Genomic DNA, 21,762 nt, shown 5'->3' on the forward strand with positions numbered 1-21,762 from the left:
ATTGCCAGGAAAATGACAAGGAGCCGGGCGCCACCCCCGACGTGGCGCACCGGCTCCTCGCCTGCGCACGGATCATCCCCCGACGATCCGCGCTCCCCGCCCTCCGGACCAGGCCCCGACCCATATGCCGGAGGGAGCTGGGTGCTGCAGTGCTGTCCAGCCCTGAACGGGCTGTCGTTCAACCATCATGGCCAATACCCACGAATTCAAGGCCATTCACCCTCAAGGACGCCATGAGTGCGTCTTCGTTGCACTTGTTCACGCGGAATCCAGCTGGTGTTACCGGATCGAGACCTTGAGGTCGGGCAACCGCGCAACCACCGCGGCGGGGGCGGGCTGCTCGGCGATCTGGGCGGCGAGGGACCCGGCGGACTCCCGGTACCTGGGGTCGGTGAGCACGGCCTGAACCGCGTCTCGAATTCCCTCCCCGGAGTCAACCGCGATCCCCGCTTCCGCGGCCTTGACCTGCGCGGCGACCTCGAAATGATCAGACGCCAACGGCGAGACCACCAGCGGCACGCCGTGCGCGAGCGCGCCCAGCACGGTCGCAGAGCCGCCATGGCAAACCACCGCGTCGACCGCCGGCAGCAGCTGCGTCTGCGGCACGAACTGCTCGATCCGCACGTGGTCCGGTTGCTCGCCGAACCGGCTGACGTCGCCGTCCCGGCCGATCGTCGCCACGACGTTCACCGGCTCGTCGCGCAGCGCGGCGACCATGCTTTCCAGCACTCCAGGGCTGGCGTTGTGGGTGGTGCCGAGGGTGACGTAGACGGTCCGGTCGTACGGCAGGCCGTCGAGCACTTTCGCCCGGGGACCTGGTTCCGGCACCACTCCGGCCGGCTGGAGCGGCCAGCGGGTCGGGTACTCCCAGGCGACGCCGGCCGGGCGCAATCCCTCCGGCCAGAAGTCCAGGTACGGCACGGCGTCGCGCGGCGGCAGCCCGTCGAGGCCGCGCTCGCGGACCAGACCGTCGGCGACTTCCCAGGCCCGCGCCATCGTCGCGGCGGACTTCGGCGGGCCGATCGCGTGCATCGCGTACGGCACGCCGACCAGGCAAGCGGCCATCACGGCAGCGCGTTCGGCGAGGTTGGCGACGACGAGATCCGGCCGCCAGTCGCGGACGAACTCGACCATGTCGTCGAGCCGCGCGGCCGCGCCGAGGCCGACCATGTACTCGGCGACCAGATGGGAGAGCCGCTCGTCCGCGGTCATCCCGGCCATCTCCTCGCGGGCCCGCTGCCACATCGCGGCCGCGGCGGCGGGGTCGCTCGGCCGCCCTACCGACACGGCTTGCAGACCAGTGTTTTCCAAGTGCCCCATGGCTTCCGGACCGGTCACGAACGCGACCTCGGCACCGGCGGCTCGCGCGGCCCGCGCAAGCGGCAGCATCGGCGCGATATGGCTGTACCCGGCCCCGGAGGAGAACATCAGCCGCATCGCGCGAGCGTACTGACTGACCCGATCGGGCGTGACCAAGATGACCGGGAAAATTACTGGTACCTCCGTACCAATTTCGCCATACTCGTACGCGTGTCCCAGTCTGCCCACTCCGAAGGCCGCACCACGCTCGCCGACTACCGCTCCGCGCTGACCGCCCCCGGCTCGCGCGGCCCGGCGATCGCGTCGATCCTCGCCCGGCTCCCGATCGCGATGATCGGCATTTCGGCGCTGCTCTACGTGCAGCGCGAAACGGGTTCGTTCGCCGTGGCCGGGCTGGTTTCGGCGAGTTCGCTCGCCGGGGTTTCGGTGGGCGCGGTCGTGCAGGGCAGGCTGATCGACCGGTTCGGCCCCAGCCGTCCGCTGCTGGTCGTCGCCGCCGTGCTCGCGCTGTCGATGGCTGCGCTCGCGCTCGCGATCGAGGCGCATCTGCCGACGTACGTGCTGATCCCGCTGGCTGCTCTCACTGGCCTTTCGGAGCCGATGGTCGGCTCCGCTTCGCGGGCGCTGTGGACGAAAATCCTGCCGGAAGGGCCAGCGCGCAATGCCGCGTTGTCCTACGAGGCGATCAGCATGGAGGTCTTCTTCATCCTCGGCCCCGGTATCGCGGGCCTGCTGATTACCGCGCCGTGGCCGGGCACCGGCATGGTCATCGGCACGGCCACCATGGTCACCGGAGCGGTGCTGTTCGCGCTGAACCCGACCGTGCGCGCGTGGGGTCCGGCGCCGAAGGCGAAAACGCCACTGCTCGGCGCGCTCGCCAGCCCCGGAATGCGCACGCTCGCGTTGGCCGCGCTCGGTTTCGGCATGGTGATCGGGTTCGTGGAGGTCGCGGTTCCGGCCGCCGCAACGGAATCCGGCCATCCCTCGCTGAGCGGTCTGCTGTTGTCCGCTTGGTCGTTGAGTTCGGTGGCGTTCGGCGTGGCCTACAGCCTGCACCCGTGGCCGCGGCGGCTCAGCCTGCGCCTGCCGGTCCTGCTGGGCGGTTTCGGGGCTTTCGTTGCGCTGCTTGCCCTTCCGTCGAGCCTGTGGGCGCTGGCCTTGCTGATGCTGCTGGCCGGCGCGATGATCACGCCCCAGTCCACGACGCATTCCGCGGCGATCGAGGTCGTCGCGCCGCGCGGCACTGCGGCTGAGGCGTTCGGCTGGGTGCTTACAGCGGTCACGCTGGGGCTCGCGGCCGGGCAGTCGGTGAGTGGTTACCTGGTCGAACACTCCGGCACCGGTGCGGCGTTCGCAGCCGCTGGGGTCGCCGGGGTCGCGTTGGCCGTCGTGGTGTGGCTGCTGCGCGGGACCGTGCGGGCCGCTTCGCCGGTGGTCGATGACGCCCTCGTCGGCGCAGCCAGCTAGACCGCATCTCCGCAGCTCAACGGCTTCTGCGCCGTTTTTGTCGGTGGTCGCCGCTACTTTGCGTGGCATGGATCTCACTTCCTTCGTGCGGCCGCTGGCCGCCGTCGCGACCGCCGCGGCCCGGCTCCTGTCGCGGCAAGCCCGGCTGCGACTGCGAGCAAGGGCGGACGGCCTCGTGGTGTCCGGCAAAGACCGCGACCTGGCCGTCCAGTTCTCCTGCCCAGCGACCACCCACCTCGACGGCGAGGTCGTGGTGCCAGCCGCGCCCTTCGCCGAAACGGTCCGCATGCTGGACGTCGACCAGGTCCGGCTAGCCGTCGAAGGAACCCGCCTCGCGATCCGCACGGACAATGCCCGCTTCGCCCTGCCCCTGCTGGACCGCGACCTGCACCTGGATCCCGAACCGCCACCCCTGCTGTCCAAAGTAGACGGAGCAGCGCTCGCCACCGCCCTGCGCACCGTCGCCGGCACCGCGGCAAAGGACGATCCACTGCCGGTCTTCACCGGCGTACGCGTGCAGTCCCTCGGCGACGAGCTATGCCTGACCGCCTCGGACCGTTACCGGATGGCCGTAGCCCGTTTGCCGCTGCGGGAGGTCCGGGAGCCCATCGACGTCCTAGTCCCAGCCACCTTGCTGACCGAAGCCGCCCGCCACGGCTCCGGTGCCATGGGACTGCACGCCGACACGAGCCACTTCGCCCTGAGCTGGCCCGGCGGCACCGTCACCACGGCAGTCCTGGACGCGGGCTTCCTCTCCTCGGACGCGATCCCGTCCGACGCGGTCGACACCGAGGTCGAACTGGGCGCCGACGAACTGGCCGCCGCCATCCGACGAGTCGGCGTCTACTCCGAGGACCGCCGGGTCCTGACCCTGGAAGTCGGCGATGCGCACCTCCGCCTGGCCAGCGCGAGGCAAGACACCGGCGAAGCGGAGGAACACCTGAAGGCAAACGTTTGCGGCGGCCGCACGTCGCCGTCCTTCCAGGCCCGGTACCTCCTGGACGCACTAGCCCCGTTCTCCGGAGAACGGATCCGGATGGCGATTCAACCGGGGTTGCGAGCGTGCGTCCTGACCCCAGCGGACGAGGACGGACGGGAGGTGGGATTGCGGTACTACCTGATGCCGATGCTGCCTCGCTGACCGGCGAGCCCGGAGGCTGGCTGGAACCTGGCGAGACCGACCGCGCCCTTGCCTTCCATTGCTATCGTTTTCTGTCCTTATAGTCAGATTGCAGAGCTTGGATCACGGACATCACGGCGGCTCAGCTGGACCTCATCCTTGACGAGGCCGACGGAGCGACGGCCGGGCATTCCCAGCTCACCCGGTTCGCGATGGAGCTGTTCGACCTTCAGCGTCGGCACGGGCTGCGCGGTGATCCGGCTTTCACCATGGCGATCGGGTCGCTGCTCACCGTCGAGGGGTTGCGGAGTCGCCGACGTGGAGCTGTAGCTGCTTGAGCGCGTTGTCCCAGACCCTTTCATGCCAGGTTCTGGCCTGCTGCCAGGTTTCCCCGGACCGCCAGCCGCCGTGCCGCAGGCGCAGGATCGTGTTGTTCCCGCTGCCTGCTCGAAGGTCGATGCTGACCCAGGTAGGCACTGGCGAGCCGTTCATGACGGACGCGAACTGCACCGGGCCCTTCCATTCGATGGTCAACCTGCTCGGTTGTGCCCATTCGACGATCCGGCATCCGATGGTGCTGTTCACCTCGCGGTTGCCGGGATCCCAGAACAGTTCGAAGGGTTCGCCGGCGGCGGTTCCGACCCGCGCGTCCTCGGCGAGCCACGACCTCAGCTCAGCCGCGCTGGCCACCGCTGCCCAGACCTGGTCCTGCGTTCCCGGCACCTCGAGCTCGATCAGGATGTCCTCGGGAGAAGAGTCGCCCACAAGTTCCTCCAGTATCGGATTCTGAAGCGAACAAGTGGGCAGTATCGAGCCAAGCAAGCCCGGCGAGTAGCCCCACCAGAGTGAATGGTCCGGAGCCAGCCGGGGTGCGGGCTCAGGCAGCCGTCTCCGCCGCCACCGCGGCCTTGACCTCGTCGAACGTCGGGTTGACCAGTGCGGTCGAGCCGATGATCACCGTCGGCACCGTCTCGTTGCCGTTCGCTACCGCGCGGACTCGTTCGGCTGCTCCGGGTTCTTCCCAGATGTTGATTTCCCGGACCGGCAGGCCGCTTTCCCTCAGCGGCCTGCGCAGTGCCGAGCAGAAGCCACAGCCTGGCCGCCAGTAGAACTCGACCTCGACGTTGCTCATTGTCCGTCCTCCGAAGAAGCCCGTAGGTAGTCCAATTGCGCTCGCACGCTCGCCTCGGCGGGAGCCCACAGCGCGCGGTCGACGTCGGCGTAGACAACCTCGACCACCTGTCGCGGCGTCGCGTCTTCGCCGAGCGTTCGCAAGGCGGAACGCACCTGATCCAGGCGCTGTTCCCGATGCGCCAAGTACTCCCGCGCGGTCGCGGGCAGATCGGGCAGTTCCGGGCCGTGGCCGGGCAGGCCGGGGGTGCCCGCGGGCAGGTCGATCAGTTTGCGCAGCGAGCGCAGGTAATCACCGAGGTCGTGCAGGACCGTGGTGCCTCGGCCGAGGATCGTGTCTCCGGTCAGGATCTGGCCCGCTACCAGCAGCGACACCGAATCGTCGGTGTGGCCGGGCGTGTGCAGAACGTGGAAGTCCAAGCCACCCGCGGTAAGGACTTCCCCGTCGGCGAAAGGCTCGGCGCCGATGCAGAGGGAGGCGTCGAAGGCTCGTACCGGGGCGTCCGTTTTGGACGCGAACCACGGAGCGCCTTCGGCGTGATCCGGGTGGTGGTGGGTCAGCAGGATCAGCTCGACCGGACCGACCGCGGCGAGTTTTTCCAGGTGGTCCAGGTCGTGGTAGCCGGGGTCGACGACAACCGAGGCCGCGGCGTCGGGGGCGCGCAGTACCCAGGTGTTGGTGCCCTCCAACGTCATCGTGGACGGGTTGTTCTCCAACAGCACCGACGCGGTCTCGGAAACGCGGCGCAGCACGCCGTAAGCGGGAGCGGTCACTCAGGACTCCGAAGTATCGAGGACAACGCGGATGTTTTCGCCGTCCCGGACAAGGGTCGGCACCGTCTTAACGATCTCGCGCGGCTCAGCGAGCACCGCGTCGGCGTCGGAAAACTCGGCGAGTTCGACGAGGGTCAGCCAGGTCGGCGGCATCAGCGTGCGACGGCCTTCGCGCGCGTCCGCGACTGCTTCGGCGGGCGGTTGCCAACCGGCGGCGGCCGCTTCGGACGTCGCGCCGTCCGCACGCTGGCCTTCGGGGAGCTTCGCGACAAAGAACCGGGTGTCGTAGCGACGCTGTTCCTGCGGCGGCGTAACCCAGTGCGCGTACGGGTGCAACAGGTCCGCGCGCAAGGTGAGCCCGGCGTCGGCGAGGAAGCCCGCGAGCGAGATTTCCCGTGATTCCAAGGCTTTTCGCGCTTCGTGGTACGGCGCGACGTCGGCGACCACCGCGTCCTCGGTTCCGGCCAGTAGCACGCCGGACTCCTCGAAGGTCTCCCGAACCGCGGCGCACACGAGCGCGCGGGCGAGGCTTTCGTCGCAGGTGAACTGCTCGGCCCACCACGACGCTGGCGGCCCGGCCCACGCCACGGAGGCGTCGGCGTCGCGCGGATCCACCCCGCCGCCGGGAAACACAGTCATCCCGCCGGCGAACGCCATGCCCATCACCCGGTGCTGAAGGAAGACCTCCACGCCGTCCGAAGTGTCCCGCAGCAGGATCACCGTGGCGGCGTCCTTCGGGGTCGCCGGCGGGCCATCCGCGTTGTCCCGGATCGCGATGCCAGGACGGGCGGGGATGTCGAAAACGAATTCACGCGGCCGTTCCACCCGGGCAACATACCTCGCAATCCGTACGCGTCGCGGATTACTTGTGTCACCTCGCGACCCGGAGAAACAGCGAAGGGCCCCTCGCGGAGATCACCGCGAAGGGCCCTTCACCGAACAGGCTCAGGACCAGTGCTGGTCCCCGCCGGAACGGGACGCGCCGTTGAGCCGCAACCGGGCCGCCTCGGCACGCTCGCGCTCGGCCAGCTCCTCGTGCAGCTCGCGCAGCAGCGCGCGGTCGCGTTCGGACAGGCTCGGGTCGTCCAGATCCAGCGCGGGCAGCTCGACCACCTCGTGCATGCTCGGCTTGCCCGCGGCGATCTCACGGCCCTTCTCCGGATCCTCGGCCAGCGCGCGACGCAGCTGCGCCACCTCGGACGGCGTCAGGTCCGACGTGCGCTCGGCGCGCGTCTCCGACCCAGCTGTCCGCGGCCGTTCCGCGGCCGCGGGCTCGGCGGCGGGCTCCGGCATCGCGACCGGCTGTGCGGGCACGGCCTGCACGATCGGCACCACGGGCGCGACCGGCACCACCGGCTCGGCGGCGGCCACCGGTTCCGGCTCGGGCTGGCGGTGCCCGTGGCGGCTCGGCGCTTCCGAAACCGGTTCGGGCACCGGAGCCGGAGCGGACGCCGGGGCGCTGCGCTGCGGCGTCGGTTCCGGCCGGTAGTCCGGGGCCGAATGGGTGCTGCCGGTGACCCACACCGGGCTCGCGACGGCACCCGCGGCCTGGTGATAGTCCGACTGCGGGATCCCCGGGCCGCTCACCTCGACGACCGAGCGGATGCCCGCCCGGCGCAGTGCGGTGTCGACGCGGAACGCGACCGCGGGCGGGTTGCCCTCGGGACCCAGCTCGACCAGCACGACCCGCTGCGGCAGCGCGCCCGGCACGCTGCCCGCGGGGGTGTTGCGCCACACCGCGTGCACGGAACGCACGTCGGGCAGCACCTGCAGGGTGCGGTCGAGCGCCTCGGCAAGACCGAACTCGGGCTGGTTGTCGCCCGTGAACCGGTGCGTGTGCATCGGCTCGTGGTCGGTGACCAGCAGGTCGTTCGCGAGGGTCGCGTCCGAACGGCTCATCTCGAGCACCAGCGCCAGTTCGCGCTGTTCGGCCTCGCTCACCCCGATACGGCCCGCGATCAGCGTGCCGGTGGTGAGTTCCACCGCCTCGTCGATGTGGGCTCGGGCGATCAGTTCCCGCGCTTCGGTAAGCGCGCTGTCGTCGATGCGGCCCGCCAGGGCCAGCAACAAGTTATGCAGGCGCAGGGGCACCGAGAACCCGTCCATCGGGCCGTCGTGAACCTCCACCATGGCTCTGCTCCTCCCAGCTCGCCTGGCGGCAACGAGCGTTAAGCGGCGACAAGTCGATGACCGGCGCCCGCGGCGCCTACGCAGACCAGCTCGGACTCGGCGAGCGCGGCCCGGTGGTACCCGGGAAGGTCGAAGCGCGGCGGGATGACCTCGACACTGGGCTCCTCGTCCCCCATGACCCGCAGCACCCGCTGCAGTTCACCGGTGAGCCGGGGCTGTCCCGCGGTCGCCGTCACCAGCAGGACTCGCTTCGCCCCGCCCTCGCCGGAAGCGCCGAGGCGCCGCCAGCTCTGCCGTACTTCCCCCACATCCGCGCGTCCACGCAACGTCGCGTGGAGCAAGACGGACACAGAGTCGACGGAGTTCACCCATTCGGGCGCACTCTGCGTGAATGTGTACCTGGTCTCGGTGACGTCGTCTACCCCCAGGGTGGAACTCACCTGATGCCAGTCGGCGCCGTGCGGGATCAGACCGGCCACGAGCAGGCGGTACTCCGCCTGGTCCAAATCGATCCTGTGCTTGAGCAAAGACCTTGGCAGGGTCCGCGCGAGCGTCCCCATCGCGCCTTCGCCGAGCCAGTCGCGGAACCGCCACAACAGCTGGTCCGGCGTGCGGCCCGCCAGCCGCAGCAGCAGTTCGTGCAGGGACTGTTCGATGTCGGGGTCCATCACTCCACCTCCACGATCAGTTCGACTTCCACCGGCGACGCGATCGGCAGCTCCGCGACGCCGACCGCCGACCGCGCGTGCACCCCGGCGTCGCCGAAGATCTCGCCGAGCAGCTCGGACGCCCCGTTCACGACCGCGGGCTGGCCGGTGAAGCCCTCCGCGGAGGCGACGAAACCGACCACCTTGACAATCCGGACAACAGAGTCAATGCCGACGAGGGCGTGCACCGCGGCCAGCGCGTTCAGCGTCGCCGTGCGGGCGTGGCCCTTGGCTTCCTCCGGGCTGACCTCGCCGCCGACCTTCCCGGTCGCGGCGAGCGCGCCGTCGACGAAGGGCAGCTGGCCGGAGGTGTAGACGTGCGAGCCGGTGCGCACGGCCGGCACGTACGCGGCCAGCGGTGCGGCGACTCCGGGCAGTTCGATACCGAGTTCGGCGAGCCGGTCGCTCCAGGTCAACGCCGCCCCCTCAGCTCTTCGGCCGCTTCAGGTACGCGACGTGCTGTTCGCCGCTCGGGTTGGGCAGCACGGTCACCAGCTCCCAGCCGTCCTCGCCCCACTGGTCGAGGATCTGCTTCGTCGCGTGGATCAGCAACGGGACGGTGGCGTACTCCCATTTGGTCGCACTCATGACTCGGGAGCGTAACCAAGCGGGCAAGGCCCCTCCGGACCGCCGCCGCCGAAAGCCCGTCACCCGTCCAGGGGAGCGCCTGGCTAGGCCGGGTGAGTGTGGGTCACTTCACATCCGATCGTCGCTCGCTAGCGTGGGCGCGTGGAGACCTGGCGGATCGTCGCGACCGTGCTGCTCGCCGTGGCCGGGCTGCCGCTCGTGCTGGTCGTGATGGCCAAAACGCGGGACCGGGTGAACGATTCGGGCCAGGTGGTCATCGCGGGCGCGGTCACCCTCACCGTGCTGGTCGTGGTGGCGGTGCTCACGCTGACCGTGCTGCCCGCCTTGGTGACCTGGATCGTCGTCGCGGTGGTCGCCGCTGCGGTCAGCGTCATGATGCTGGCCAGCTGAGCACCGGTTTAGTGTTGAGGATGTGACCACACCCTCCGCCGGCTGGACCGACGAGCTTGCCAGGGCCCGGCTGCATTTCGTCACCGGCAAGGGCGGAACCGGCAAGACCACGCTCGCCGCGGCGCTGGGTCTCGCGCTCGCCCGCGACGGCCGCCGGGTGCTGCTGATCGAAGTCGAAGGCCGCCAAGGCATCGCGCAGCTCTTCGACACCGAGCCGCTGCCGTACGCGGAGCAGCGGATCGCGTCGGTCCCCGGCGGCGGCGAACTGCGCGCGCTGCACATCGACGTCGAAGCGGCGCTGCTCGAATACTTCGAGATGTTCTACAACCTCGGGTTCGCCGGGCGGACGCTGCGCCGGATGGGCGCGATCGAGTTCGCCACCACGCTCGCGCCGGGCCTGCGCGACGTGCTGCTCACCGGGAAGATCAAGGAATGCGTCGGGCGCACCGAATCCGACGGTCGCCACACGTACGACGCGGTCGTGGTCGACGCGCCGCCGACGGGCCGCGTGGTGAAGTTCCTCGACGTCACCAAGGCTTTGACCGACCTCGCCAAGACCGGCCCGATCCGCGGCCAGGCCGACGGCGTCGTGCGGCTGCTGCACTCCGGCGAGACCGCCGTGCACCTCACCACGCTGCTGGAGGAGATGCCGGTGCGCGAGACCGTCGAGGCGGTGGCCGAGCTGGACGGGGCCGACCTGCGGCCGGGCGCGGTGCTGGTGAACCGGGTCCGCCCGCCGCGGCTGCCCGCGCGCTCGGTGACCGCGGCCGCCGACGGCCGGGTGGACGCCGACCGGGTGCGTTCCGGCCTCGCGTCCGCCGGGCTGAACCTGCCGGAGGCGACGCTCGACGCGCTCGTGGAGGAAACCGTGGAGCACGCCGTCCGCGTCGCCGCCGAGCAACGGGCCCGCGAGCAGCTCGCCGAGGCCGATCTGCCGACGCTGGAGCTGCCGGATCTCACCGACGGCGTCGATGTCGCCGCGCTTTACGAACTCGCCGAAACGCTGCAGGAACAGGGGGTGCGCTGATGCCCGCCGACACGGCGCTCGACGTGGACGCCCTCCTCGACGACCCGGCCAGCCGCGTGATCGTGTGCTGCGGCTCCGGCGGCGTCGGCAAGACCACCACCGCGGCGGCGCTCGCGCTGCGGGCCGCCGAACGCGGCAGGCAGACCGTGGTGCTCACGATCGACCCGGCGCGCAGGCTCGCCCAGGCGCTCGGTCTGCGCGAACTGGGCAATCATCCGAAGCAGGTGCAGGTCGAGGGCTTCGAGCCCAAGGGCGAACTCTGGGCGATGATGCTCGACATGCGCCGCACGTTCGACGACATGGTGCGCGTGCACGCCGGGCCGGAACGGGCCGAGCAGCTGCTGCAAAACCCCTTCTACCAGACCATTTCCACGTCGTTCTCCGGCACGCAGGAGTACATGGCGATGGAGAAGCTCGGCCAGCTCGCGGCGACCGACGAATGGGATCTGATCATCGTCGACACGCCGCCGAGCCGGTCCGCGCTCGACTTCCTCGACGCGCCGACCCGGCTGTCCACCGCGCTCGACGGCCGGATGATCCGGTTGCTCACCGGACCGGCGAAGGCCGGCGGCTGGGGCCTGCGCAAGGTGGTCAGCGCCGGGTTCTCGATGTTCGCGAAGGCCGTGTCGACGATCATCGGCGGACAGCTGCTCGCCGACGCCTCAGCGTTCATGCAGGCCTTCGACAGCATGTTCGGCGGTTTCCGCGAACGCGCGCGCAAGACCGCCGAGCTGCTGCGGTCATCCGGCACGTCGTTCCTGGTGGTGGCCGCGCCGGAGCCGGACGCGCTGCGCGAGGCGTCCTACTTCGTCGAGCGGCTGGCCGGCGAATCGATGCCGCTGGCCGGTCTGGTGGCCAACCGCACGCATCCGGTGCTCGCGCCGCTGTCCGCGACCGAAGCGCTGACCGCCGCCGAGTCGGTGCAGAACGCGCCGCTGGCCGAAGCCGTGCTGCGGCTGCACGCCGACCGTGTCGCGCTGGCCGAGCGCGAGAACCGCCTGCTGGCGCGCTTCACCCGCGCGCATCCGGAAGTGCCGCTGACCCGGGTGCCCGCGCTCGCCGGTGACGTGCACGACCTCGAGGGCCTGCGCGACATCGGAGTGAAGCTGACGTCGTGAGCGGCTGCGCCGGAGCACAGCCGCTCACGAGCAGGTTTTCAGCCCGCCGCGGCGGCCAGCGCGTCCCGCTTGGCCGCTTCGAGCAGGTCAGTCCAGCTGGTCACGTCCGGGCGACGGCGCAGCAAGGCCCGCCGCTCCCGTTCCGTCATCCCGCCCCAGACCCCGAAATTGATCCGGCCGTCGAGCGCCTCCGCGAGGCATTCGGTGCGCACCGGGCACCCCATGCACACGGCTTTCGCCCTGTTCTGTTCGGCGCCTCGCACGAACAACCCGTCGGGATCAGCGTCCCGGCACGAGGCATCGACCCGCCAGCCAACCTGATTGGTTTGCATACCCCCAGCTCCCTCATCTGGTGTATGGCACCAGCGAAGGCGAAGCTCCCGCTCCCACCCCCGCGAGCGTTTCCCACTGCGCCGCACGTCGGTGACGGCACCTCCCCGGTGCCGCTGCCGCTGTCTGGACCAGCCAGGCTCCCACCCGGGCTGCTCCGTCTGTCGGCATCTACGTGAGACGTTGACGGACTGTAGGGTCCCTCGGTTCCCTCCGTCGAGACCTAGCATGCATTCCGTTACCTGAGGTCACGTCACGGGGTCCCGTTAATGATCGCCCGAGGGGCGCGCGGACGTGAGGTCACGGGGACGGCACGGGCCTTCAGTACCCTGGCTTTCGTGCGCAAAACGGATGGTCTGTTCAAGCTCATCGGCCTGTGCCTGCTGGCGGGGGTGCTGGTCGCCGGGATCATGTTCCCGGTGGTGGGCGCCGCGGGGGTCGTGTCCAACCAGGCGAGCGAAACGGTCGACAAGACGTCGTCCGACCTCGCCGACATCCCGCCGCCGCTGGTGACGACCGTCACCGACTCCGGCGGCAAGCCGATCGCGACGCTGTACGACCAGTACCGCATCCCGGTCCGGCCGGACCAGATCAACCCGGCGCTCAAGTGGGCGCTGCTGTCGGCCGAGGACAAGGCGTTCTACGAGCACCACGGGGTGAACTGGGGCCGGACGCTGCGCGCCGCCGTCTCCAACACCGCGGGCGGCGACACCCAGGGCGCCTCGACGATCACGCAGCAGTACGTGAAGAACTACCTGATCAACGTCGTCTACCGGAAGGACAAGAACGGGCAGGCGAAGGCGCAGGAGCAGTCGCTCTCGCGCAAGCTCAAGGAAGCCCGGATCGCGATCAACCTCGAGACCAAGCTCTCGAAGGACCAGATCCTCGCCGGCTACCTCAACATCGTCGAGTTCTCCCGGCAGATCTACGGGGTCGGAGCGGCCGCGCACGCCTACTTCAACACCACGCCGGAGAACCTGACCGTGCCGCAGGCCGCGCTGCTCGCGGGCATCGTGAACAACCCGATCGTCCTCGACCCGTGGAACCACCCGGACAAGGCCACGAAGCGGCGCAACCTGGTGCTCGACCGGATGGTCAGCAACCAGAAGCTGGCGAAGGCGGACGCGGACAAATTCAAGGCCGAACCGCTCGGCGTCGTGCCGGACACCCCGTCGAAGCCCGCCTCGAACTGCACCGGAGCCGGGCCCGAGAACGGCTTCTTCTGCCAGTACGTCGAGGATTATTTGATCAAGTCCGGAATGTCGAGGGACCAGCTCTACACCGGCGGGTACACGATCAAGACCACGCTGGACGAGAAGGCGAACCACGAGGCGAAGGTCTCGGCTGAGACACAGGTGAGCAAAACCCAGAAGAACGTCGCGAACACGCTTTCGCTGATCCGGCCCGGCAAGGACCGGCACGAAGTGGTGGCGCTGGCGGCGAACCGCGATTACGGCATCGACGCGGATCAAGGCCAGACGACATACGCGCTCCCGTCCGGCGTGTTCAACACCGGCGGCGCGGGGTCGAGCTACAAGATCTTCACCACCGCGGCGGCGCTGAACCAGCACGTCGCCGGGATTTACAGCAACATCCCGGTCGGCAGCGGCTATACGTCGCACGTGTTCACCGGTGGCGGCAACCACTGTCCGCCGACCGGTCCGCCGCTGAACTCCCGCTGGTACTGCGTCGGCAACGCCAGCAAAACCTCTCCCGAATCGCTTACCTTGCAGATGGCGCTGGCGACCTCGCCGAACACCGCGTTCGTGGCGCTGGAGGACAAGATCGGCAGCACCGGGCCCGGCATCGACATGGCGACCAAGCTCGGCATGCGCGACACCATGGCGAGCAACCCCGGCGGCGGCCGTGTCGACCCGAAGTCGAACGAATCGGGCAAGAACCAGAGCCAGGCACAGGCTTACGGCCCCAAGCCGAACTACCCCGGCACGGGTGCGTTCACCCTCGGCTTCAGCCCGACGAGCGGCCTGGAACTGGCGAACGTCGCCGCGACCATCCTGAGCGGCGGCAAATGGTGCCCGCCGACCCCGCTGGCGGCGGTGACCGACCGCGACGGCAAACCGGTGCCGATCAAGGAAGCCCCGTGCGAGCAGGTCGTGCCGGAAGGCCTCGCGAATACGATGGCGGTCGGCATGAGCAAGGACGACCAGCCCGGCGGCACGTCCGCCGCCGCGGCCGGAGCGGTCGGCTGGAACCGCCCGCTCGTCGGCAAGACGGGTACGACCCAGAACAACGGCTCGGCGACCTTCGTGGCCGGCACGCCGCAGATGGCAGGCGCGGCCATGGTGTTCCGTCCGGAAGGCGGTAGCGGCGGTCTTTGCTACAACGGCGTCGGCAACGTGTCGACGTGCGGAACGGGCAACATGTTCGGTGGCAAGACACCCGCGCAGACGTGGTTCGGCGCGATGACGAACATCATGAAGGACCAACCGGTTGTGCCGTTGCCGCCGGAGGATCCGGCGTACACCAACTGAATCCGGGAAACGGGGCGGGAGAGGAGATCTCCCGCCCCGTTTTGAATTGTCCAGACCGCTGAGCGTCACCGGCCACAGCGGACGACCCGATCGAACACGTATCCTCGAACATGTGAGCACGCTCGGTAACACCAACCCGCCCGGGGGCACCGCGAAGCGGTTTGCCGTAGGGACCATCGCCGTCGGGGCCGCCACCCTCGGTTACGCCGTCGGAATCGAACGACGCCGCTGGACGCTGCGGACCGCTGAGCTGCCCGTGCTCGCGCCCGGCACCCGGCCGTTCACCATCCTGCACGTCTCCGACCTGCACATGCTCCCCGGCCACCAGGCCAAACAACGGTGGGTCGCCGCGCTCGACGAACTCGACCCGGACCTCGTCGTCAACACCGGCGACAACCTCTCCCACCGCACCGCGGTCCCGTCCGTGCTCCGCGCGCTCGGGCCGCTGCTCGACCGGCCGGGGCTGTTCGTCTTCGGCAGCAACGACTACTACGCGCCCAAACCCAAAAACCCCGCGCGCTACCTCATGCCGCGCGGCAAAAGAAGCGCATCCACGGCACCCAGCTGCCCTGGCGCGACCTCCGCGCGGCCTTCGTCGAACACGGCTGGGTCGACCTCACCCACGTCCGCCGCACGGTCGACGTCGGCGGCCGCGCCGTCTTCGCCGCCGGAGTCGACGACCCGCACCTCCACCGCGACCGCTACTCCGACATCGCCGGCCCCGCCGACACCACCGCGGCCGTCCGCCTCGGCGTCACGCACTCGCCGGAACCCCGCGTCCTCGACACCTTCGCCACCGACGGCTACGACCTCGTCCTCGCCGGCCACACCCACGGAGGCCAGCTCCGCATCCCCGGCTACGGCGCCATCATCACCAACTGCGAACTCGACCGCAGCCGCGCCCGCGGCGCCTCCCGCTGGGGAGCCCGCATGTGGCTCCACGTCTCCGCCGGACTCGGCACCTCCCCCTACGCCCCCGCGCGCTTCGCCTGCCCACCGGAAGCGAGCCTGTTGACGCTGGTCCCGCGCGGATCCGGCACCGCCGACCCCCGCAAACCAGCCCCGCGTAAAGCCGCGAAACCCGTCCGCTAGACTTACTCCCGACCCGCTAAGCAGTACCTCGGGGTGTGGCGCAGCTTGGTAGCGTGCCTCGTTCGGGTCGAGGAGGTCGTGGGTTCAAATCCCGCCACCCCGACTGGTGAGTGAGGGCTGTTGTCTGCAGAAAGCGCAGACAACAGCCCTCACTTCGTTTTGTCCTCTGGGGGTCGGACCCCCAGACCCCCGCCAGGGGGCTCGCCCCCTGGACCCCCGAAGGTGCATCGGGTGCGGTTGGTGGGGGTGGATGCGAAGCCACGGCTCGCCTCGGGGCTAGCTCGCCATTCGTCCGGCCGTCCGTCGACCGCATGGCATCGTGGTTTCGGGGTTAGCGGGTGGCGGTTAGTTCTTGCCAGCATTGGTGGAAGTCGCCGATGGCGGGGGTCTTTGTCCAGGACCAGGCGGAGCGGGCGGCTGAGGTTAGTTGGTCGTGGTCTTTGGTGGGGGGTTCGGCTAGGGCTGCGGCTAGGCGGGTTTCTATGTAGGTGGCTAGGGCTCGGTAGGGCAGGTCTTCTCGGTAGCGTGAGCGTTCGGTGATGTTGGTGAAGCCTGCGGTGGCTACCTGGGTGGCGATGGTGCGGCCGCAGAACGGGTTGCCGCCTTGGCGGCGGCGTAATAGGTAGTGGCCGCGTAGGGCGGCGTCTACGTTTGCGGTTCTGGGGCGGATTTTGGCTCGGCTCCAGTCGGATGTCGAGATTGCCAGGTGGCCGCCTGGGCGTAGGACTCTGCGGATTTCCGCGAGGGCAGCCTGTGGGTTTGCCAGGTGTTCGAAAAGTGCGTGGGAGAAGACTGCGTCTATTGAGGCTGTCGCGAAAGGGAGGGCGTAGGTGGTCGCGTTGACGTAGTCCACTGTGGACGTTGTCGGGAGCAATGGCAGGTGGATGTCGACGCCGATTACGTGGCAGGCGGGGGCCAGGGTGGCGGTGATGGAGCCTTGGCCGCAGCCTAGGTCCAGGACTCTCAAGCCCGGAGTGAAGAGCGGTTGGGCGAACGCGGCGCGGTCACTCGCTGTGCGCGTGTTCATCATTGACAGCGCGTCTTGGGCATAGCCCGGCGCGTAACCCTCCAGCACCTCGCACAGAGTACGGGTGAGAGGTGGCAGGATCGAGGGGTGAGCACGCAGTCAGGCAACCAAAATCCGCCCGCGGTGGTCCCGGACCGCCTGTTCGACGACGCCGAAACCGAAAAGCGCTGGCTGGCGCGGTTCCACGCGCCGCGTATCTCGGTGCCCGAGTGGGCCCGCGACGCGCCCGACGCCAACGTGTACGTCTCCAACGCCAGTGGCGTGTGGGAGGTCTACGCGTGGGACCGGGCCACGGACAGTCACCGGCGCGTCACCAACCGGCCTAACGGCACCCTGCACGCGACCCCCGCCCCCGACGGGACGGCCATCTGGTGGTTCGACGACACCGACGGCGACGAATTCGGGTCTTGGCGCAGCCAGCCCTTCGACGGCGACAGTTCCGCGGCCGTCAAAGCACTGCCCGATATTCACGACGGATATCCGGCCGGACTGGAGATCGGCAACCGCGTGATCGCGGCCGGTGTCTCCACCGATGACGGCAGCGAACTGTTCGCGAAAATCGACGGCGTAACCGAGCGTTTTTACCAGCACGCGGACGACGCTGGAATCGCGTCGATGTCGCGTGACGAAAGCCTGCTCGCCATTTCGCATTCCGAGCACGGGGATTCGCGGCATCCGGCGTTGCGAGTGCTGTCCACCGACGGGTTCACCACCGTCGCCGAGAAGTGGGACGGCGAAGGAAAAGGCTTGCAGGCGCTGGAGTTCTCGCCGCTTCCCGGCGATCAGCGCTTACTGGTCCTGCACGAACGTCGCGGTCGTGAAGAACTGCTCGTGTGGGACGTGCAGGCGGACACCGAAACCGAACTGCGGATCGATTTGCCCGGCGAGGTCGTCGCGGACTGGTATCCGGACGCGCGCGCGTTGCTGGTCGTGCACTTCCACGAGGCGCGCAGTTCGTTGTACCGCTACGACCTGGACACCGGCGAACTGTCCGCAGTGGACACTCCGGCCGGCCGGATCGGCGGCGCGGGCGTGCGGCCGGACGGGACCATCGAATACTCGTGGTCCAGCGCCGCGGAACCGGCGGCGGTCCGTGCCCGCGCGACCGACGGCACCGACACCGTCCTGCTGACTCCGCCAGGCGAGCGCGCACCGGGTTCGTCGCCGGTCACGGACGCGTTCGTGGAGGGTATCGGCGGCCGGATCCACGCGCTGGTTTCCCGTCCGGCGGATGCCCCCGAAGGCCCGCTGCCCACGGTGTTTTCGCTGCACGGCGGCCCGCACGCGGCCGACGAGGACCGCTTCTCCGCCTACCGCGCGACGTGGCTGGACGCCGGCTTCGCCGTGGTCGAGGTCAACTACCGCGGCTCCACCGGCTACGGCTCGGCGTGGCGGGACGCCATCGAAGGCCGCCCTGGCCTGACCGAACTGGAAGACGTCGCGGCGGTCCACGACTGGGCTGTCGAAAGTGGACTGTCCGATAAGGACAAGTGCGTGGTGAACGGTGCTTCGTGGGGCGGATATTTGACCCTGCTGGCGCTCGGTACCCAGCCGACGCGATGGGCAGCCGGCGTCGCTGGCGTGCCGGTGGCCGACTATGTGGCCGCCTACGAGGACGAGATGGAACAGCTGCGCTCGTTCGACCGCGCCCTGTTCGGCGGGTCACCGGAGGACGTGCCGGCGGTGTACCGCGAATGCTCGCCGCTGACGTACGTGGACGCGGTCGCCGCGCCGGTGCTGATCCTGGCCGGGGACAACGACCCCCGCTGCCCGATCCGGCAGATCGAGAACTACCTGGACCGCCTCGCCAAGCGCGACGCGCCCCACGAGTTCTACCGCTACGACGCGGGGCACGGATCGCTGGTGATCGCCGAGACGATCAAGCAGACGTCCATCGAGGTGTACTTCGCCTTGCGGGCGCTGGGGATGCGCTGAGTGTTCGGGCCGTCCAGGTTCGCCTGGACGGCCCGGCCTCACAGCCCGCGCTTAGCGCCCTTCAACCGCTCCACCGCAGCGTCATCCCCCTCGAAAGTCACCTGCACCGCGTCCCGGCCGAAGACGAAGAGCAGCAGCTCCACCGGCTCGCCCACCACGGTCACCACCGGAGCCCCGGACTTCACCGAAGCCGACTGGCCGTCCGGAGTCCGCAGGACCACCCCGACCGGCGACTTGCGCAGGTTCAGCTTCGCCGTCCGCGTGGCCAGCCGCCAGGCCGCGCCGTCTCGGGAAGGGTCGGCGGGCCGCGGGGTCCAATCCGGTTGTGCCCGGCGGACATCCTCGTGGTGCACCAGGAACTCGGCGCTGTTCGTCGCCTCGTCGACCGGGCCGAGCGAGGTCGGCCAGAAGCGCGACGGGCCTCGGCGCACCTGGGCGACCAGGTCGTCCCACGGGCGCGCCGCCACCCCGTCCTGCACCTTCTGCGTGTGCCCGGCGAGTGCGGGCACCACGATCCCGGGCATCGCGTCCGGTCGGTGTTCCCGCACGACCAGGTGCGCGGCCAGGTCCCGCGTCTGCCAGCCTTCGCACAGCGTCGGGGCGTCCGGGCCGAGCTGCTCGAAGAGGTCGCTCAGCGCTTGGCGTTCATCCTTGGCAAGGCCCATAGCAGTCAGGTTACTCGTCAGTTAGTGATGGAAGCCGGTCGATGTGGCTGGGTCGTGCTGCGGGGACGGTTGGCTGCTCAGCTCCGGCAGCACGCGCTTCAGGTCGCCGAGCAGCAGGTCGGCCAGGTCGTGGGTGAAGCCGTTGCGGACGACGACGCGCAGAACCGCCAGGTCAGTGCGGTTGTCCGGGAACGTGTACGCGGGCACGAGCCAGCCGCGTTCGCGGAGGCGGCGGGAAACGTCGAAGACGTCGAACGCGGTGACGTCCGAGCGCGTGGTGAAGGCGAACACTGGCAGCTGGTCGCCGTGCGTGAGCAGTTCGAAGGGCTCCAGCTTCGCGATCTCCTCGGCCAGGTACATCGCCACGTCGCGGGAAGCTTGTTGCACCGCACGGAAACCTTCGCGGCCTAGCCGGACAAAGGTGTAGTACTGCGCGGCGACTTCCGAGCCAGGTCGGGAGAAGTTGAGCGCGAAGGTCGGCATATCGCCGCCGAGGTAGTTGACGTTGAACACCAGCTCCTCCGGCAACGCTGCCTTGTCGCGCCACACAACCCAGCCGACGCCGGGGTACACGAGGCCGTATTTGTGTCCCGAGGTGTTGATCGACGCGACGCGCGGCAACCGGAAGTCCCACTCCAGGTCCTCGTCGAGGAACGGGGCGATCATCGCGCCGGACGCGCCGTCGACGTGCACGGGGATGTCCCAGCCAGTCCGCTCCTGAAGCGCGTCGAGTGCGGCCGCGATCTCGGCGACCGGCTCGTAGCTACCGTCGAAAGTGGACCCGAGGATCGCGACGACGCCGATGGTGTTTTCGTCGCAGAGCTTCACCGCTTCTTCCGGCGACAGGTGGTACCGGTCGCCCTCCATGGGCACCAGGCGCGGTTCGACTTCCCAGTATTCGCAGAACTTTTCCCAGCACACCTGGACGTTGATGCCCATCACCAGGTTCGGCTTTCCGGTGCGGCCCAGCTTCGCCCAGCGCCGCTTCAACGCCATGCCGGCGAGCATGCAGGCCTCGGACGACCCGGTGGTCGAGCAGCCCATGATGTCGGTCGGATCGGGCGCGTGCCACAGATCGGCGAGGATGTTGACGCAGCGCCGTTCGAGTTCGGCGGTCTGCGGGTACTCGTCCTTGTCGATCATGTTCTTGTCGACGCATTCGGCCATCAGCTCGCGCGCCTGCGGTTCCATCCACGTCGTGACGAACGTGGCGAGGTTGAGCCGCGCGTTGCCGTCGAGCATCAGCTCGTCGCGCACCAGCTGCAGCGCGGTGTCCGGCGGCAGCGAATCGTCCCGGAGCCGGTCGCGCGGCATCGTGAAGTCCGCGGCGAGCGCCGGATTGCTCCCGGCGTACAACGGATTCGTGCCGGTCTTCCGGTCTGCCCGATCTTGTTTCCCCTGATGCAGCACCATGGCTGCGAACCTACCCGCGACGACCGCCGGATGCGGGAAAGCCGCCCGCGACAAGGGCGGGCGGCTTTTCTCCGACGGGTGCGGTCAGGCTTGCTGCGCCTGCCACATCCAGTGCGCCTCTTCCAGCGCGCGGGTGATCTCGATGAGCAGATCCTGCGTCACGAGGTCGCTCTTGTCGGTTTCGTCAATGCGCTTGCGGAGCCGTTCGATCAACGTCGCGAGCGTGTCGACGATCGCGGAGATGGTCGAGTCGACGGACTGCCAGTTGTCCGGGTACTCCGGCGCACCGGAGGTCGCGACGACGGTTTTCGCCTTGCCGTTGGGCGAAACCCCGATCGCGGCGGCGCGCTCGGCCACCTCGTCGACGTACTGTCGCGCGGTCGACACCAGCTCGTCGAGCTGGAGGTGCGCGCTGCGGAAGTTCTGGCCCACCACGTTCCAGTGCGCCTGCTTCGCGATGAGCGAGAGGTCGATCAGGTCGGTCAGCGTCGCCTGCAGCGCGTTGCCGGTGATCTCCTTGTCCGCGTCGGACAGCGGGCTCTTGATGGGGGAAGTGGTCATCTCGGGTGTCCCTCCTCTGTCTTGGTCAGACGGTGGTGGTCAACTCCACCTCGATGTTGCCGCGGGTCGCGTTCGAGTACGGGCAGACCTGGTGGGCCTGCTCGACCAGCTGGTCGGCCTCGGCCTTCGCCAAACCGGGCAGCGTCACGTCGAGCCGCACACCCAGCTGGAACCCGGCGTCCTTCTTGAAGACGCTCACCGAACCGGTCACCGTCGCCGCCGGCAGCGCGACCTTCGCCTGCCGCGCCACGGCTTGCAGCGCGCTCAGGAAACACGCGGAGTACCCCGCGGCGAACAGCTGCTCCGGGTTGGTTTTGTCGCCGCCGGGACCGCCCATCTCCTTCGGGATCGCCAGCGACTCGTCGATCACGCCGTCCGAGGACGTCACGTCGCCGTTGCGGCCTTCTCCTCGCGCGGTCGCGACGGCGGTGTAGATCGGCTCGGCCATGCGTGTTACCTCCTCGTCGGGACGCCT

The 21,762-nt window shown here is 69.2% G+C and carries 22 protein-coding genes, 1 tRNA gene and 1 pseudogene; 9 read left to right on the forward strand and 15 right to left on the reverse strand.

Going from position 1 to position 21,762, the window contains the following annotated elements:
• Positions 1-279: 279 nt before the first annotated feature.
• A complete protein-coding gene (locus tag RPX00_RS10805; RefSeq protein WP_406639381.1) occupies positions 280-1,437 on the reverse strand; it encodes a glycosyltransferase in 1,158 nt (385 codons plus the stop codon).
• Between the two features lie 93 nt (positions 1,438-1,530).
• Here RPX00_RS10805 and RPX00_RS10810 point away from each other — a divergent pair, with 93 nt between their 5' ends.
• The gene (locus RPX00_RS10810; RefSeq protein ID WP_406639382.1) at positions 1,531-2,787 is read left to right on the forward strand and encodes an MFS transporter; all 1,257 of its coding nucleotides are present in this window, start codon (positions 1,531-1,533) and stop codon (positions 2,785-2,787) included.
• Positions 2,788-2,854: 67 nt separating this feature from the next.
• The gene (gene dnaN / locus RPX00_RS10815; RefSeq protein ID WP_406639383.1) at positions 2,855-3,928 is read left to right on the forward strand and encodes a DNA polymerase III subunit beta; all 1,074 of its coding nucleotides are present in this window, start codon (positions 2,855-2,857) and stop codon (positions 3,926-3,928) included.
• A 267-nt stretch (positions 3,929-4,195) separates the two neighbouring features.
• Here dnaN and RPX00_RS10820 read toward each other — a convergent pair whose 3' ends face one another.
• From RPX00_RS10820 to RPX00_RS10855, 8 genes are all read right to left on the reverse strand, one after another.
• On the reverse strand, positions 4,196-4,672 hold the full coding sequence (locus RPX00_RS10820) for an SRPBCC domain-containing protein (RefSeq protein WP_406639385.1): 477 nt from the start codon (positions 4,670-4,672) through the stop codon (positions 4,196-4,198).
• 112 nt (positions 4,673-4,784) lie between these two features.
• Positions 4,785-5,039, reverse strand: a complete 255-nt coding sequence (locus RPX00_RS10825) for a glutaredoxin domain-containing protein (protein WP_406639386.1) — start codon at positions 5,037-5,039, stop codon at positions 4,785-4,787.
• Positions 5,036-5,812 carry an MBL fold metallo-hydrolase gene (locus RPX00_RS10830; RefSeq protein WP_406639387.1) on the reverse strand — a complete coding sequence of 259 codons (777 nt, stop codon included), beginning with the start codon at positions 5,810-5,812 and terminating at the stop codon, positions 5,036-5,038. The genes RPX00_RS10825 and RPX00_RS10830 overlap by 4 nt, the downstream gene beginning before the upstream one ends.
• Positions 5,813-6,637 (reverse strand): NUDIX hydrolase, encoded by an 825-nt coding sequence (locus tag RPX00_RS10835; RefSeq protein WP_406639388.1) that lies wholly within the window; start codon positions 6,635-6,637, stop codon positions 5,813-5,815.
• A 120-nt stretch (positions 6,638-6,757) separates the two neighbouring features.
• Positions 6,758-7,942 (reverse strand): hypothetical protein, encoded by a 1,185-nt coding sequence (locus RPX00_RS10840; RefSeq protein ID WP_406639389.1) that lies wholly within the window; start codon positions 7,940-7,942, stop codon positions 6,758-6,760.
• A gap of 38 nt (positions 7,943-7,980) precedes the next feature.
• Entirely contained in the window at positions 7,981-8,610 is a 630-nt protein-coding gene (locus RPX00_RS10845; protein WP_037808399.1) for a hypothetical protein, read from the reverse strand.
• Positions 8,610-9,065, reverse strand: a complete 456-nt coding sequence (locus RPX00_RS10850) for a RidA family protein (RefSeq protein ID WP_116205785.1) — start codon at positions 9,063-9,065, stop codon at positions 8,610-8,612. Before RPX00_RS10850 ends, RPX00_RS10845 begins: the two co-directional genes overlap by 1 nt.
• Positions 9,066-9,075: 10 nt before the next feature.
• The gene (locus tag RPX00_RS10855) at positions 9,076-9,237 is read right to left on the reverse strand and encodes a DUF4177 domain-containing protein (protein WP_020664158.1); all 162 of its coding nucleotides are present in this window, start codon (positions 9,235-9,237) and stop codon (positions 9,076-9,078) included.
• A gap of 141 nt (positions 9,238-9,378) precedes the next feature.
• On the opposite strand from RPX00_RS10855, the gene RPX00_RS10860 reads away from it, so the two are divergent.
• Genes RPX00_RS10860 through RPX00_RS10870 form a run of 3 tightly spaced genes read left to right on the forward strand, consistent with a single transcriptional unit; the run spans position 9,379 to position 11,772 of the window.
• On the forward strand, positions 9,379-9,627 hold the full coding sequence (locus tag RPX00_RS10860; protein ID WP_406639391.1) for a hypothetical protein: 249 nt from the start codon (positions 9,379-9,381) through the stop codon (positions 9,625-9,627).
• Positions 9,628-9,649: 22 nt separating this feature from the next.
• Positions 9,650-10,654 carry an ArsA-related P-loop ATPase gene (locus tag RPX00_RS10865; protein WP_378304070.1) on the forward strand — a complete coding sequence of 335 codons (1,005 nt, stop codon included), beginning with the start codon at positions 9,650-9,652 and terminating at the stop codon, positions 10,652-10,654.
• Positions 10,654-11,772 carry an ArsA family ATPase gene (locus RPX00_RS10870; RefSeq protein WP_378304068.1) on the forward strand — a complete coding sequence of 373 codons (1,119 nt, stop codon included), beginning with the start codon at positions 10,654-10,656 and terminating at the stop codon, positions 11,770-11,772. Before RPX00_RS10865 ends, RPX00_RS10870 begins: the two co-directional genes overlap by 1 nt.
• 38 nt (positions 11,773-11,810) lie before the next feature.
• Here RPX00_RS10870 and RPX00_RS10875 read toward each other — a convergent pair whose 3' ends face one another.
• On the reverse strand, positions 11,811-12,104 hold the full coding sequence (locus RPX00_RS10875; protein ID WP_020664154.1) for a WhiB family transcriptional regulator: 294 nt from the start codon (positions 12,102-12,104) through the stop codon (positions 11,811-11,813).
• A gap of 336 nt (positions 12,105-12,440) precedes the next feature.
• Here RPX00_RS10875 and RPX00_RS10880 point away from each other — a divergent pair, with 336 nt between their 5' ends.
• The 3 genes and pseudogenes from RPX00_RS10880 (at position 12,441) to RPX00_RS10890 (ending at position 15,789) form a co-directional block, all read left to right on the forward strand.
• Positions 12,441-14,594: a transglycosylase domain-containing protein gene (locus tag RPX00_RS10880; protein WP_406639392.1), complete on the forward strand. Its 2,154-nt coding sequence runs from the start codon at positions 12,441-12,443 to the stop codon at positions 14,592-14,594.
• A gap of 112 nt (positions 14,595-14,706) precedes the next feature.
• Positions 14,707-15,686 (forward strand): annotated as a pseudogene (locus tag RPX00_RS10885) (metallophosphoesterase).
• Positions 15,687-15,715: 29 nt separating this feature from the next.
• Positions 15,716-15,789, forward strand: a tRNA-Pro gene (locus RPX00_RS10890).
• Positions 15,790-16,017: 228 nt separating this feature from the next.
• On the opposite strand, the gene RPX00_RS10895 is transcribed toward RPX00_RS10890, so the two are convergent.
• Complete coding sequence (locus RPX00_RS10895; RefSeq protein ID WP_406639393.1) at positions 16,018-16,761, reverse strand: methyltransferase domain-containing protein; 744 nt, start codon at positions 16,759-16,761, stop codon at positions 16,018-16,020.
• A gap of 39 nt (positions 16,762-16,800) precedes the next feature.
• Between RPX00_RS10895 and RPX00_RS10900 the strand changes: the two genes are divergently transcribed.
• A complete protein-coding gene (locus RPX00_RS10900; protein ID WP_406639394.1) occupies positions 16,801-18,648 on the forward strand; it encodes a prolyl oligopeptidase family serine peptidase in 1,848 nt (615 codons plus the stop codon).
• A gap of 38 nt (positions 18,649-18,686) precedes the next feature.
• Here the strand turns inward: RPX00_RS10900 and RPX00_RS10905 are convergent, their stop codons facing one another.
• From RPX00_RS10905 to RPX00_RS10920, 4 genes are all read right to left on the reverse strand, one after another.
• A complete protein-coding gene (locus RPX00_RS10905) occupies positions 18,687-19,313 on the reverse strand; it encodes a TIGR03085 family metal-binding protein (protein WP_406639395.1) in 627 nt (208 codons plus the stop codon).
• A 21-nt stretch (positions 19,314-19,334) separates the two neighbouring features.
• The gene (locus tag RPX00_RS10910) at positions 19,335-20,726 is read right to left on the reverse strand and encodes a glutamate decarboxylase (protein WP_406639396.1); all 1,392 of its coding nucleotides are present in this window, start codon (positions 20,724-20,726) and stop codon (positions 19,335-19,337) included.
• A gap of 84 nt (positions 20,727-20,810) precedes the next feature.
• Entirely contained in the window at positions 20,811-21,287 is a 477-nt protein-coding gene (locus RPX00_RS10915; protein ID WP_354747488.1) for a DNA starvation/stationary phase protection protein, read from the reverse strand.
• A gap of 25 nt (positions 21,288-21,312) precedes the next feature.
• Complete coding sequence (locus RPX00_RS10920; RefSeq protein ID WP_406639397.1) at positions 21,313-21,735, reverse strand: organic hydroperoxide resistance protein; 423 nt, start codon at positions 21,733-21,735, stop codon at positions 21,313-21,315.
• Between the last annotated feature and the right edge of the window lie 27 nt (positions 21,736-21,762).

Source organism: Amycolatopsis sp. WGS_07, from assembly GCF_045278895.1.
GTDB lineage: Bacteria > Actinomycetota > Actinomycetes > Mycobacteriales > Pseudonocardiaceae > Amycolatopsis.